Annotated in this window: 12 protein-coding genes; 1 reads left to right on the plus strand and 11 read right to left on the minus strand. The window is 47.9% G+C overall.

Annotated elements, in window-relative coordinates; genetic code table 11:
- Window positions 1–27: 27 nt before the first annotated feature.
- The 3 genes from AC58UW_RS07370 to motA form a co-directional block, all read right to left on the minus strand.
- On the minus strand, window positions 28–1,329 hold the full coding sequence (locus tag AC58UW_RS07370) for a hemolysin family protein (protein WP_497420054.1): 1,302 nt from the start codon (window positions 1,327–1,329) through the stop codon (window positions 28–30).
- A 163-nt stretch (window positions 1,330–1,492) separates the two neighbouring features.
- Window positions 1,493–2,299, minus strand: coding sequence for a flagellar motor protein MotB (gene motB, locus AC58UW_RS07375; RefSeq protein WP_497420055.1), 807 nt, complete (start codon window positions 2,297–2,299; stop codon window positions 1,493–1,495).
- Window positions 2,296–3,090 carry a flagellar motor stator protein MotA gene (gene motA, locus AC58UW_RS07380; RefSeq protein WP_497420056.1) on the minus strand — a complete coding sequence of 265 codons (795 nt, stop codon included), beginning with the start codon at window positions 3,088–3,090 and terminating at the stop codon, window positions 2,296–2,298. The genes motB and motA overlap by 4 nt, the downstream gene beginning before the upstream one ends.
- Window positions 3,091–3,430: 340 nt before the next feature.
- Between motA and AC58UW_RS07385 the strand changes: the two genes are divergently transcribed.
- Complete coding sequence (locus AC58UW_RS07385) at window positions 3,431–4,294, plus strand: aldo/keto reductase (protein WP_497420057.1); 864 nt, start codon at window positions 3,431–3,433, stop codon at window positions 4,292–4,294.
- A gap of 223 nt (window positions 4,295–4,517) precedes the next feature.
- Here the strand turns inward: AC58UW_RS07385 and AC58UW_RS07390 are convergent, their stop codons facing one another.
- From AC58UW_RS07390 to AC58UW_RS07425, 8 genes are all read right to left on the minus strand, one after another.
- Window positions 4,518–5,264: a LutC/YkgG family protein gene (locus AC58UW_RS07390; protein ID WP_497420058.1), complete on the minus strand. Its 747-nt coding sequence runs from the start codon at window positions 5,262–5,264 to the stop codon at window positions 4,518–4,520.
- On the minus strand, window positions 5,257–6,774 hold the full coding sequence (locus AC58UW_RS07395) for a LutB/LldF family L-lactate oxidation iron-sulfur protein (protein WP_497420059.1): 1,518 nt from the start codon (window positions 6,772–6,774) through the stop codon (window positions 5,257–5,259). The genes AC58UW_RS07390 and AC58UW_RS07395 overlap by 8 nt, the downstream gene beginning before the upstream one ends.
- Window positions 6,761–7,504 carry a (Fe-S)-binding protein gene (locus AC58UW_RS07400; protein ID WP_497420060.1) on the minus strand — a complete coding sequence of 248 codons (744 nt, stop codon included), beginning with the start codon at window positions 7,502–7,504 and terminating at the stop codon, window positions 6,761–6,763. Before AC58UW_RS07400 ends, AC58UW_RS07395 begins: the two co-directional genes overlap by 14 nt.
- A 112-nt stretch (window positions 7,505–7,616) precedes the next feature.
- Window positions 7,617–8,384, minus strand: a complete 768-nt coding sequence (locus AC58UW_RS07405) for a DeoR/GlpR family DNA-binding transcription regulator (RefSeq protein ID WP_497420061.1) — start codon at window positions 8,382–8,384, stop codon at window positions 7,617–7,619.
- 9 nt (window positions 8,385–8,393) lie between these two features.
- Window positions 8,394–9,896: a rhamnulokinase gene (gene rhaB / locus AC58UW_RS07410; RefSeq protein WP_497420606.1), complete on the minus strand. Its 1,503-nt coding sequence runs from the start codon at window positions 9,894–9,896 to the stop codon at window positions 8,394–8,396.
- On the minus strand, window positions 9,890–11,110 hold the full coding sequence (gene rhaI / locus AC58UW_RS07415) for an L-rhamnose isomerase (RefSeq protein WP_497420062.1): 1,221 nt from the start codon (window positions 11,108–11,110) through the stop codon (window positions 9,890–9,892). Before rhaI ends, rhaB begins: the two co-directional genes overlap by 7 nt.
- 31 nt (window positions 11,111–11,141) lie before the next feature.
- Window positions 11,142–13,211, minus strand: coding sequence for a bifunctional aldolase/short-chain dehydrogenase (locus AC58UW_RS07420; protein WP_497420063.1), 2,070 nt, complete (start codon window positions 13,209–13,211; stop codon window positions 11,142–11,144).
- A 623-nt stretch (window positions 13,212–13,834) separates the two neighbouring features.
- Complete coding sequence (locus AC58UW_RS07425; protein WP_497420064.1) at window positions 13,835–13,963, minus strand: hypothetical protein; 129 nt, start codon at window positions 13,961–13,963, stop codon at window positions 13,835–13,837.
- Window positions 13,964–13,988: the final 25 nt, after the last annotated feature.

A 13,988-nucleotide genomic window follows, 5' to 3' on the forward strand; every position in this document is an offset into this window, starting at 1 on the left:
TCAGATGGATTACTATTATCATCTCCTTTACCGATTCGGATTATAGGAAAGGTTTTTAATAATTTCGATCTTCCGGATACGGGTTTTCTCTCTCTCCCGAACGATAAAGGTCAGATCCTTATAATCCCATGGTTGCCCTTTTTCTAGTTCAGGTTGTTTCGTATAGAGCCACCCGCCAATGGAGTCGACTTCTTCATGCTCTAGTTTCGTTTCAAGAAAATGATTAACTTCATCAACGAGCGCGGTACCTTTGATCAAGAACCGATTGGAAGCCAACGATTCGATATCGCGCTTCTCATCCTTATCAAACTCGTCACGAATCTCACCGACAATCTCCTCAAGGATGTCCTCAATGGTTATTAAGCCGGCACTCCCACCGTACTCATCCAATAGCAGCGCAATATGCACCTGTTCTTTCTGCATCTTTTTTAAAAGCTGTTTTATAGGCATGACATCAGGTACAGTCATAACAGGCTGCAGCAAAGATGCAAAATCAAAATTAGGGTTGTTATCATAACTTAGGAAAAACTGTTTGGTATTCACGATACCAATAATGTTGTCCTTATTCTCTTTCGCAACAGGAAATCGCGTATATTGTTCTCGCTTAATGATCTCCAAATTTTGTTTCAGTGGTTTATTAGCGTATAAGCAAACCATATCGGTCCGCGGTATCATAATTTCGCGAGCTAACAGCTCATCAAATGTAAAGATTCTATCCGCGTAGCCGTATTCTGTTTTATTAATTTTGCCACTCTGATAGCTTTCCTGAAGAATGAGGCGAATCTCTTCCTCTGAGTGGGCTTCCTCATGTTCGCTAGCTGGCTTCAGGCCAAGTATTTTGATCATGGCATTCGCAGATCCATTGAGCAGCCAAATGAATGGATACATCATTTTGTGGAAAACAACAATGATAGGTGCTGTTAGCACTGCAATTTGCTCAGCTTTTTGAATCGCAAGAGACTTGGGCGCAAGCTCACCAAGAACAACATGAAGGTACGTCATCAAGATAAAAGCGATACCAAAAGATAATAGGTGTGACAAGCTATCACTCAAGTTTAATACTTCAAATAAGGGGTGCAGCAATTTCTCTACAGTCGGCTCTCCTAACCAACCAAGGCCGAGCGCTGTAATCGTAATACCCAGTTGGCAGGCGGATAAGTAAGCATCTAGATTGGTTGTTACCTTCTGGACGGCAAGAGCATTCTTACTACTTTCGAGAACCATCTGTTCGACTCGGCTTGGACGGAGCTTAATAATTGCAAATTCGGTAGCAACGAAAAAAGCGGTTAATAATATGAGTAAGGCTATTAAAAATAAATTTAAAACCATGAGAACTCATCCTTTACAAAATGAAATATTTCTTAAAACCAGTCTACACAAATTAGTATTACCTCTATTCAGAATTGTTTGAAACGTAATTTCAAGAAATTGCATTTCCTTCAACAAAAAAATACCCAGAACCATCGGTTCTGGGCACTTGTCTCTCATAGATTTATTTCGCAATCTCATCCGTTGCCTTAATGTTGCGCAGAATGCTGACTTCAACCCTGCGGTTTTTGGCGCGGCCTTCCGTTGTATCATTCGATGCAATAGGGCGGTATTCCCCGTATCCGACGGAGGAGTAAGAGGAAGGGTCGATTTTACCATTATTCAATAAGATTTTCATGAAATTAACGGACCGTTTAGCGCTCAAATCCCAGTTTGTTTCAAAATCCGCCCGGTGAATCGGGATATTATCCGTGTGCCCGCCCACCTCAACCTGATAGCCTGGGTAACTCGCCAGCATACCTGCAATGGATACAGCCAGCTTTTGTGAATCTTGCTTCATGGTCGCCGAACCGGAATCGAACAGCGCACGATCACTGATTGTAATCGTCAGTTTCTCGTTATCCAACTTCGTCGTTAACTGCTCATTCAACTGATTTTCTTTGATGAAAGCATCCATGCTTTTCTTCAGTTCTTCCAGATCCTTTTCTTCCTTTTGCAGCTTCGCAGCCAGTTGACTGTCCGTATTGCTCTGCTCCTTCGCAGGAGGGTTCTGATTCTTGTTATTGTTCTTGGTGGAGTTCGCTGCATCGTCAATCGGGATCAAATTAGATACCGCGAAAGGCGCTTCTCCCCCCGTAAACGCATTGTTTAAGGACCTCATAATCGAGTTATATTTCTTCGAATCCAACTGACTAGATGCAAATAAAATGATAAAAAGAGCTAGAAGCAAAGTAAGCAAATCCGCATAGGGAATGAGCCAGGATTCATCAACGTGCTCTTCATGGTCCTCATGCTTCTTCTTTTTACTCACAGTGTGGCGTCCCCTTTCTCCTCTTCTTCATACGCCGCGCGTTCGCTGTTCGCTACGAAGATCATCATTTTTTGCTTCACAGAGTTGGCGGATACACCGGATTGGATCGACAGCAAGCCTTCAACCACCATGAGTTTTATTTCTACTTCTTTCTTCGACTTCTGTTTAAGCTTGTTCGCGAAGGGATGAAAAATAACATAACCGAGGAAAATTCCGAACATCGTGGCAACAAATGCAGCAGAAATCAAATGCCCGAGTTTCTCTACTTCACTTAAGTTCCCGAGAGCAGCAATCAAACCTACAACGGCGCCAAGAACGCCAAGTGTTGGTGCATATGTACCGGCTTGTGTAAAAATACCCGCATATTTCTTATGTCTTGTTTCCATTTCTGCAATATCCTCAAGCAGGACATCGCGCACGAAATCAGGATCATTCCCATCAATGATGAGGCGCATCCCGCTTTTCATAAAAGGATCTGCCAGCTCTTCCGCTTGCTTTTCCAGTGAAAGAAGGCCTTCACGACGTGTAATGGATACCCAATCGATAAAGGTATTGATGAGTTCTTTTTTAGGCATTAATTTTTGTTCGGTAAAAATAATCTTCAACAAGGTCGGAATCTTTTTGATGTCCTCTAATGAAAACGCGATAAACAAGGCTGAAGCCGTTCCTCCGAAAATAATAAGCGCAGCTGCTGGGTTTAAAAGCGCCACCAAACTTGCCCCTTTTAACACCATACCCACACCTACCGATATAAGCGCTAAAACAATTCCAATCAACGATGATTTCTCCATATGCCAGACACCCTCTTTTCTATAGTCATAAAAGTTATGAATAACTCTATCTCCATAATTCGACAAAAATACTGTCTATGTACATAATGATAGGTTTATTTGCTATAAATTACAATCTTTTTCGATGGGAAAAATAGGACTTAAGTCGTGTAATTTTTGTGAATATTGAAGGGGAATGACGAAATCTGGCGTCTCTCTCTTACCTAATTTATACTTAAGGAGATAGATCTCCTGCTAAAATCGATATCAGCAAATCTGAAAGATGATGGTATGATCTGGCAGCCTTTTAGGAAACGCTAGACAAGAAGCAAGCAATCTTCATACATAAGGAGAGATGAACGTGGAGAAACGAATGTTCGGCCGGACGGGGCAGCAATTTCCGCTGCTTAGCTTTGGCGCACAACGCATCGTAGACGAGCACAACTGTACGGAAGATGAGGCTATTGCGATCGTGAATCGTGCGATTGACGAAGGCATCACTTATTTTGATACGGCGCCGAGTTATTCGAAAGGCCAATCGGAAGAAAGACTTGGCAAAGCGTTAGCGTTGCATGGCCGCAGAAAAGATGTTTGGATTGCGACCAAAACAAACGATCGCACGAGAGACGGTTCTATGAAGCTGCTCGAAGAGAGCTTGAAGAGGCTGCAAACCGATCATGTGGAAGAATGGCGCTTGCACAATATTATGACGATGGAAGAGCTGGACCAATGCTTTGCCAAAGGCGGTGCTATGGAAGCATTAGTTGAAGCAAAAGACCAAGGCTTGATCAAACATATCTCGATCAGCGGACACACGAATCCTCGTGTTCAGCTCGAAGCCATCGACCGGTACCCGTTCGATAGCGCGCTCGTGGCTCTATCAGCCGCTGACCACCTCGTGTACAGCTTCGCGCATGAGTTCCTGCCGAAAGCAAACGAGAAGGGCATTGCCGTAATCGGCATGAAGGTAATGGCGCTAGGCAAGCTTGCTCCGTGGTACGAGAAGGCGCTGCAATACACGTTCTCTCTGCCGATTTCCACAGCAATCGTCGGCATGGAATCGATGGAGCAGCTAGAGCAAAATCTAGCCATCGCCAAGAGTTTCAAACCAATGACTGAGCTCGAGCAGCTGTCCTTCCTGAAAGAGATTATGCATCTGGCGAATCCGGATGTACTGCGTTGGAAATCAACCGACTGGGTATCGGGGGAATGGTACGTTCGTTAAAAAGGCAAATGAAAAAGGAGCTAAGCGGCTTAAATGCGCTTAGCTCCTTGGCTTTTGGCGTCAATAGCTGGGAGAGTCCCCGACTTCCAGACTTACTTAGATGCGATGGGAAAAGTGTCGATTCCCAGCAAAATAGAGGATCATAGTTCCCTTCATGGGTGCATCTGTCCATTATTTCGGAACATAATGGACTGTAAGATCGTCCACCCTCGTGCACGAAAGCTTATTCAATAATTAAGGCATAAACGATGCCAGGACCATGAACGCCAATGGTCAAATCGTTCTCGATATCGGCTGAGCGGCTCGGACCTGATATAAAATGGATGCCTGCCGGCCGCTCGCCTAACGCAAGTTCGTCAAAAGGCCGCAGAACCTCGCCAAGCTTCGTCCACAGGCGCTCCACGGGGATGATCGCGATGAACGTCGTCGGGAGCAGACTAACACTTCGGCCTCGCGTAGCGTCAGAGGTGACGACTAACGAGCCCGTGTAAGCTACCGCATGCTCGACAGCCACGATGCCGATATCTGCGCCAGCCGCTTTAGCGACTAGCTCATCTTTGGCCTCGCCGGTAGCGCCTTGCGCATTCCAAACGGTGATGTTCGTTTCCGTACCGGCTGAGAGGCTTGCGCGCAGCATTTCCAACTCCGGCTGATCCTGTATGATCAGATTCTTCGCCTGCGTTTTAGCGATAAAATCGGAAATGAAGGCTTGCGCTTCTGCCATCCCAGACAGACGGTAGGTGTGTCCGCCAGCTTTTTGCCAGTTCGCCATGAAGAGCTGAATCCGCTCCTCGAGCGGAAGGTTTACGTCCTCCCAAAAAGCTGGAGCCCCCTTCATCGGATGTGCAGGTGCGCTCTGAAGCGGCTTCGCACGACCGAGTCGCGTCGAAATATTAGCGAAGAAGGATTCCTGCTTCTTGAGGGCTTCTTCGTGCAATTGCTGCAGAAATGCCGGATCTGATTTAGCCATGATGATGTCCTCCTCCGCCATTTTTGCGATCAGCCACTAACTTCTCCATGCGCGCTTTCATGACAGCATCAAGCTCTGGGAACGTGCCTTCCAGCTCCTGCTCGATGTCCTTCCACGACTCGCGGAACGTCTTCTTGGCCATACTTGGCGCATAACGATACGAGTTCCAGCCTTTGAGCGGACCAATCCGCGCTTTAATATGGCCGTCACGGACAAGCAGCTTTTGCCCGACGCGACCGAGCTTAATAAGCGCCTTCACGCGCTTGGCATCGGACATGAGGAAGTTAAAGCCCTTCATCCCCATTTTCTCCGCAAAATCCGTCGATCCCCGCTCTACTTTGCGTTGGCGAAGATATACGAGCATATCGTGCAGCGGAATTTTGACCGGGCAGGCCTCATAGCAAGCCCCGCAGAGGCTGGAGGCGTTGGCGATGTCGTCCCACTGGTCGACATTCTTGTTCAAAGCCGGCGTAAGCACGGCACCAATAGGGCCGCTGTACACGCCGCCGTACGCATGTCCGCCGATATGGCGGTACACGGGGCAGGCGTTCAAGCAAGCACCGCAGCGAATGCAGTTCAGCAATTCCTGGAACTCTGGATCGCCGAGCTGCATGGAGCGCCCATTATCAAGGATGATGATATGCATCTCCTCGGGACCATCGCCGTCATGCTGACGCTGCGGCCCGGAAATAACGGACATGTACACCGTCAGTTTCTGTCCAGTAGCCGAACGAGGCAGCAGCGTCGCCATGACTTCGAGATCGTCCAGTGTAGGAATGATGCGTTCCATCCCCATGTAGGTGATCTGTGTCTTAGGAATCGTGCTTACCATCCGCGCATTGCCTTCATTTTCAAAAAGCACCATCGAACCTGTCTCGGCAATGGCAAAATTACAGCCCGTCATCCCGATGTCGGCTTCAAGGAATTTCTCGCGCAGCTTTCTCCGTACGTATCCGGCCAAAATACCTGTATCAGGCTCAAGCTTCTCTCCTGCGTCTTCGGACAGTAAATCAGCTATCTGATACCGGTTTTTGTGAATCGCCGGGATAATGATATGCGAGGGTGTTTCACCAGCTAGCTGAATGATATATTCACCAAGGTCTGTCTCAATAGCTTCTACGCCGATTTGCTCAAGCGCATGGTTAATGTGCAGTTCCTCGGAAACCATCGACTTGGACTTCACGGCGCTTTTCGCCTTCTTGTGCTCGGCAATCTGCATCGTTAGCCGAACCGCATCGGCCGCATCAGCCGCAAAATGAACGTGCACACCTTGCGCACTTGCATTTTCAACAAATTTGCCAAGATAGTAGTCGAGGTGAGCAATCGTATGCAGCCGAATTTCTCGTCCGCGTTCACGCCACTCTTCCCAATTGCCATGCTCGGCCGTTGCAGCCAGTTTCCCGTTCTTCAATCGCTCCGTTGTGAATTTCACCGCATTGCGCAGAAAGTCATTGTTCAGCGCAATCTTGGATCTATCCTTCACCGTCCCGCTAGGTTTATGCTCGCTCATGGGCAAGTTTCACTCCCTCAGCCAATAATTCCGCCAGATGCATCACCTTGACAGGCTTTCCACGAAACGATAAATTACCGGCAATATTCATCAAACAGCCCATGTCGAGCCCAACGAGCACTTCGGCTTCCGTCTCTAGCACGTGGTCGGATTTCTCGGACACCATCGCACCGGAAATATCACTCATTTTCACTGCAAAAGTACCGCCAAAGCCGCAGCAATCCTCGGCATGAGGAAGCGGCAGCAGTTCCATCCCGCGAACATTTTGCATCAGCTGCATCGGTTCAGCCTTAACCCCCAGCAGCCGGCTGCCGTGGCAGGAAGGATGGTAGGTCACTTTATGCGGGAATACAGCTCCCACATCCGTAACCCCTAACACTTGAACGAGGAACTGTGTGAATTCATAAGTTTTGTCAACGAGCCGATTAGCGCGTGCTAGATTCACAGGATCATTTTCAAAAAGCTTCGGATAATAATGGTGAATCATACTCGTACAGGAACCCGAAGGCGATATGACAAAATCGCTGTCTTCAAAAGCCGCCAGCAGGGTCATTGCAGAGCCTCGCGCCTCATCCCAATAACCGCTATTGAAGGCGGGCTGTCCGCAGCAGGTTTGTGTCGCCGGGAAGTCTAGCTTGACTCCGTATTTGGCAAGCAAATGAACGATAGACTCGCCGACCTTGGGATAAACAAGATCGCTGAGGCACGTAATGAACATCGATACTTTCATGTTGCAGCTGACTCCCTTCCTGCATCGTTCCCCCCACAGAGGTAGGTGGTTATACAAAAAACCATCCTCAGTACGAGAGAGAACATACTGGAGATGGAAGGAACAATGTCTTTTACTCTTTATCTAGTTGGATGACGTGGACACCTTTTTCCCGAATACGGTCCACATCTTCCTTATTGGTTTGTCCGTCTGTGATCACATGCTTAATTTCAGGCCACGCCGCGACTTGCGTCAAAGACTGCATTCCGAATTTGCTGTGATCGGCTAGCAGGTACGTTTCATCGGCAATGGAAATCATTTTGCGCTTAATAAGCGCTTGAAGCTCGTTCGACTCGCTGATGCCGCGTTGAATATGAACCCCTTTGCAAGAAAGAAAAAGCTTATGGACGTGGTACATGTCAAGCGACCTCTCCGCTAGTGGTCCTACATAGGACAACGATTTTGGCGAGAGAAGCCCTCCAGTTGAAATCACTTGGATCTTCTCCTTGCCGCTAACCTCAAGCGCGACTTTCATCGAATTCGTAAGGATGGTTAGCTGCATATCCGGAATCAATTTGGCCATATACCAAGCCGTTGTGCTCGCATCTAGAATAATGCGGTCCCCTTCGCGAATATGCGATACCGCTTCCTTCGCGATGCTGTTTTTGAAATCAGCATGCGCCGTTTCCCTTTCCAGGAAAGGCACTTCTGACTGCGCTTCCTTCACGCTTACTGCACCGCCGTGGCTGCGCATCAGCTTGCCTTCGCTTTCCAACCGATCCAAATCTCTTCGAATCGTCTCTTCCGTTACCTGACACAGCTCACTGAGCTCCGTCACTCGAATGCTTCCTCTTTCATTCACTAACTGAACGATTCTCTGCCATCTTTCCGCTACCAGCATCGTCTTCCCTCATTTCATCCTCGATCGGGACGCCACCTGACAAAATGTTGCATACGCCGCCTGCCAACCCGCAGCATCCTCGGGGATGTACGTTTTGACTGGGAACGAATTCCGAATCAGTTTCCTGGCTTCGCGCAAATTCGCGATATACCCTAATGCTATCCATTGTACTACAAGGTTTCCCAGGGCACTACCCTCGATAGGTCCTGCCCAAACCTCGCGCCCTGTAGCGCTCGCAGTGAATTGGCAGAGCAGCTCATTTTGAATGCCGCCGCCAACAATGTGAAGTCCAGGGTACGTAACGCCTGTAAGCTGCTCGGTCCATTCCAGAACAAAGCGATATTTGAACGCCAGGCTTTCTAAAATGCAGCGCGCGATCTCGCCTTCGGATTGTGGGACAACCTGCTGCGTATCTCGGCAGTATTGCCGAATTTGCTTCGGCATATGCTGTGGATTAAGGAACATATCGTCATCCGGATCAATGAAGGATTGGAAAGGCTTCGCCTGTTCAGCAAGCTTGACGAGAGCGGTAAAGCTGAGGTTTTTGCCTTCTTTATCCCACGTCCGCTTGCACTCTTGAATCAACCACAGTCCCATGATGTTCTTCAGTAAACGATTCGTGCCATACACGCCGCCTTCGTTCGTGAAGTTCCAAGCCAAAGCCTGTTCGGTTAGGACAGGTTCCGTCGTTTCTGTTCCGAGCAAGGACCAAGTCCCACAGCTTAGGAAAGCAAAATGATCGTCCAGCGCAGGAACCGCAACAACGGCTGAAGCCGTATCGTGCTCCCCTACAGCAATGACAGGAATGGAAGCAATATCAAGATCCGTGCATATATCTTCAGTTAATGAACCTACTCGTGTACCTGACGCTACTGGATTCAGCAACAAACGGGCTGGCAGTTCAAGCTGCTCAAGAAGCTCTGCATCCCACGTCTTCGTTGTAGCATTCAAAAGCTGAGTGGTCGTAGAGTTCGTGAATTCGCTATGTTTTTCCCCAGTCAGAAAATAGCGGAGCAAATCTGGAATCATGAGCAGTGTTTCCGCACGTTCCAGCAGTTCCGGGTTTCTTTCTTTGATTGCAGCAAGTTGAAAAATCGAGTTGAATTGCAGAAACTGGAGCCCTGTTTTGGCATAAAGCTTTTCACGTCCGACTTTTGCGAATACCTTCTCCATTACATGGTCAGTCTGGTGATCACGGTAATGATATGGATTGCCTAGAAGCTCGCCGTTCTTGGAAAGCAGACCGAAATCTACCGCCCAGGAATCGATCGCCAAACTCTCGATATCCGTATAACCTAGCTGCCTCGTCTGTAAAATGCCTTGTTTCAACTCATGAAACAAGCGCAAAATGTCCCAGTGAAGATGGTCGCCCACCTTCACTGGATCATTCGAAAAGCGGTGAATCTCCTCGATCGTCACTTGGCCCGCTTCAGAATCAAGGCGTCCGACGATCGCTCTGCCGCTGCTTGCTCCCAAATCAAAGGCCAGAACGCTTGAGGGTTTACTCACCAGCTCGCACCGCCTTTGCCGCGCACGTTAATGCTTTCATCGTAGCCGCTTTCCAGATAAGCTTTCATCGGATCAACCGGCACGCCGATTTCTTCGCGAACAGCTTGCAGCAGCGGTGTCACATCGAATTCGAATGCTTTCCGAACCGCATCTTCCGCACCAAGGACGTCTTGACGCTCTTGCGCATCTCTCACTTCATCAAGGTTGATGAGAAGAGCTTTGGCATATTGCGTTTGAACGTTCAGGACAGATCGCAGCATTGCTGGGATTTTGCGCTCGATATTATGGCTTTGATCAATCATGTACGCAATGTTGTTTGCAGCCTGACGGATTTGCGGGTTTTTGTCGCTCGCCGCATCAATGATTTGGTAGAAAATCAGGAACAATTCGTATGGATTCACGGATCCTACGATCAAATCATCATCCCCATATTTGCGGGAATTGAAGTGGAAGCCGCCAAGTTTATTTTCATCTAACAAATAAGTCACGATGTGCTCAATGTTCGTGCCTTGCGGGTGGTGGCCTGTGTCTACAAGCACTTCTGCTTGAGGACCCAACTTATTCGCCATGTTGAACGCCATGCCCCAATCCGCCAAATCCGTATGGTAGAAGGCAGGCTCATAGAATTTGTATTCGATCAGCATCCGCATGTTAGGAGTCATTGCATTGTACATCTCTTTGAGCGATTCATACATCCAAGTTTTGCGAGCGCGAATGTCGACTTGGCCTGGGTAGTTGGAGCCGTCAGCAAACCATAAACTCAGGATGTCAGAACCAACGGTTTTGGCGATGTCTACGCACTCCAGCAAATGATCCGTCGCTTTGCGACGAATGGCTGCGTTCGAATTCGTCACGCTTCCGAAAATATAATCATCTTCTTGGAAGAGGTTCGGATTCACTGCTCCGATGGAAACGCCTAAATCAGCTGCATGCTGCTTCAATTTCGCGTAATCGTCCACTTTATCCCAAGGAATGTGGATCGCAACCGACGGGCAAACACCCGTCAGTTTATGAACCTGCGCAGCATCCTCGAATTTCTCAAAAGGATTACGTGGCACACCGTTTTGCTTGTACACTTTGAAGCGAGTTCCGGAATCCCCGTAACCCCAAGATGGCGTTTCTACTTTGAGGGCTTTCAGCTTGGCTTTTACAGCAGTCAGATCAATACCTCTACTTGTTTGCAGCTCTTCAAACAGCGCATATGCTTTATCACTCATGGGAATAGCCTCCTTTTGGATATGGAACGGATTAACGGGTAAATGCAGCCGGAACGCCGCCGTCAACGGTAATCATACAGCCTGTCGTTTTCTCAGCTTTGGAAGATGAGAAGTACACGATGGCTTCCGCAACGTCTTTCGGGAAAATGTTAACAAGCAATGTCGTTCTTTTGCGGTAGTGCTCTTCGAGTTGATCTGGTTCGATGCCGTAAGCCGCAGCGCGCTCATTGCGCCAGTTGGAATTCCAAATCGCGGAACCTTGGAGAATGGCATCCGGCAGTACAGAGTTCACGCGAATGCCGTATTCTCCGCCTTCAGCTGCGATACAACGCGCCAAGTGAATTTCTGCCGCTTTCGCTGTTGAGTAAGCAGAAGCATTTTTACCTGCAAATACCGAGTTTTTGGAGCCGACGAATACCATGCTGCCGCCAACATTTTGCTTTTTCATAATTTTAAAAGCTTCTCTAGCTACCAAGAAATATCCTGTGCTGAGCACGTTCATGTTCAGGTTCCACTCTTTGAGGGACGTTTCATCGAAAGGACTCGATGTCGCAAGACCCGCATTATTCACGATTACATCAATACCGCCGTAGCTAAGAATCGATTCGCGGTAAGCCGAATCCACTTCTTCTTCCTTCGTTACATCCATTTTCACAGCAATGGCTCTGTTCTCGCCGTATTGCTCGTTCAACTCAGCCGCTAACTTTTGTGCGCCTTCCAGATTCAAGTCAGCCAGCACAACGTGTGCGCCTTCTTTGAGGAATTGGCGAGCCGTTACGCTGCCGATTCCACCTGCGCCGCCAGTGATGAAAGCAATTTTGCGGGAGAATTCCGCTTCTGCAGGTGCAAGTGTCAATTTATATAATTCAAGTGGCCAGTATTCCACGTTATAAGACTCATTTTCGCTCAAGGAAACGAAAGTTCCAAGTGCAGTTGCGCCTCTCATAACGGAGATTGCACGGTGGTAAAGCGCGCCGCTGACTTGCGCCATAGCCCAGCTTTTGCCTGTGTTAATCATCCCGATTCCTGGGATCAAAATAACGCGAGGAGCCGTTTCGAAAATAACGTCGCCTTCATTTTTGTTGCGCTCGAAGTATGCTTTGTACTCTTCTTTGTAAGCAGCAATGCCGGCTTGTAATGCTTCCGTCAGGGAAGCGGCATCACGGGAATTCGGATTCCAGTCGATGTACAGCGGCTTCATTTTTGTATGAACCAAGTGATCCGGACAAGCTGCGCCTACTTGTGACAGGACAGCCGCATCTTTGCTGTTAACGAACTTCAATACATCGTCTGCGCTGTCTACTGTTAGAATCATTTTCTTCTCTTTGCTTACAGCTCCGCGAACCGTTGGCAGTACTTGCGCCAAAATGTCGTTACGCTCGGAATCGGAAAGGGATTCGAATTTGGAGCCGCTGTACAAGCTGTCCTCATGAACTCGCGCTTCGATAAAGCTTTCAGCTTCATTGATGATGGCAAGTGTTTTGAGGTAGCTCTCCTCGGACGTTTCGCCCCAAGTAACCAGACCGTGCTTCTCCATCAGCACTAGCTCAGCATTTGGATTGTTTCTTACGCCTTCAGCGATCATTTTGGACAGTGTGAAACCAGGACGTACGTAAGGTACCCATACGAAGCGGTCGCCGTAGATTTCCTTCGCCAGCTCACGGCCATTGTGTGCGCAGCACAGCGAGATAATCGCATCCGGATGTGTGTGATCTACGTGTTTGAACGGTAAGAAAGCATGCAGCAGTGTTTCAATGGAAGCACGCGGATGTTTGCTGTCGATCATGCAGTTCACAAGGTAAGCAACCATTTCCTCATCGGACATTTCGTCTCTTTCATACAAAGGACGAATGTCTTCCATACGAAGACCTGTGAAATTCTTTGCTTTCATCGTCGCTAGGTCAGAACCGCTTCCTTTGACCCACATCACTTCAACGTCTCGGCCACGGAAATCTTTTTCGATCGTTTTGTATGACGTATTGCCCCCGCCCCAGTTAGCAACAGCACGATCTGTTCCAAGTAAATTGGAGCGGTAAACCAATTCCTCTACACCTTTTGATACGTTACTCGCCTTTTCTGCTTCCCACAAATTCGCAACCATAAGTACCCTCCTAGTATAGGGGTCTCTGAGCGCTGCCCAAAGTCTCTCCTCTTCACATCCCATGATGTGTTTGTTTTTGATGGATTTATCGTATCACATCTTTGTTTATTTTTGAATAATTATTTTTGTTTTTGTTTATCTTTGATTAAAAGAAGGAGGAAAAACACCTCCATGGAGGGGGATGGAGGTGTTAAAAACTCAGAGTTCCGCAGCAATGGTTAAGAACTAATTGCTTCGGGGAATGGGCCCTGGTGCCTTCTGCGACGACTGAGCCTAGCCCTTAAAGCATAAAAAAAGCCTGGCTGGATTCAGGATTCAATCCGCCGGACTTTCGTATATGATACTTTTCTAACCTACCACCATCCATCTCACTATTCTCCACACAGCCGCCTTCTACCTCTTCTTAGGGGAACTTGAGTCCCCTATTTAAAGGAAAACAAGCTGTTTCCTCTCTGAGCGGAACTACAGGATCTTCCCCGTCCATGTCAAGCTTTTCTGGTGAAATTAGCAAAATAGCGGATCGTAGTTCCCGAGACTGTTGGAAAATGCAGATTTTCTGTGAAATAGCGGCCCGTAGTTCCTCCCTCTAAGAGGACTGTCAAAAGAGCACCCTCCCGCTACTTTCATTGGATGAATTCCAATGAAACTGCCATATTTCCCCCTGAAACAGCCATCTCATTGGACAAAATCCAGTGAGTCGGCCATATTTCCACTGTTTCATCACCTTCGCGATTGCTCTCATTGGATTCCATCCAATGAAAGCTCAATTTCGACCAG

It is taken from the genome of Paenibacillus sp. J22R160, assembly GCF_059692135.1.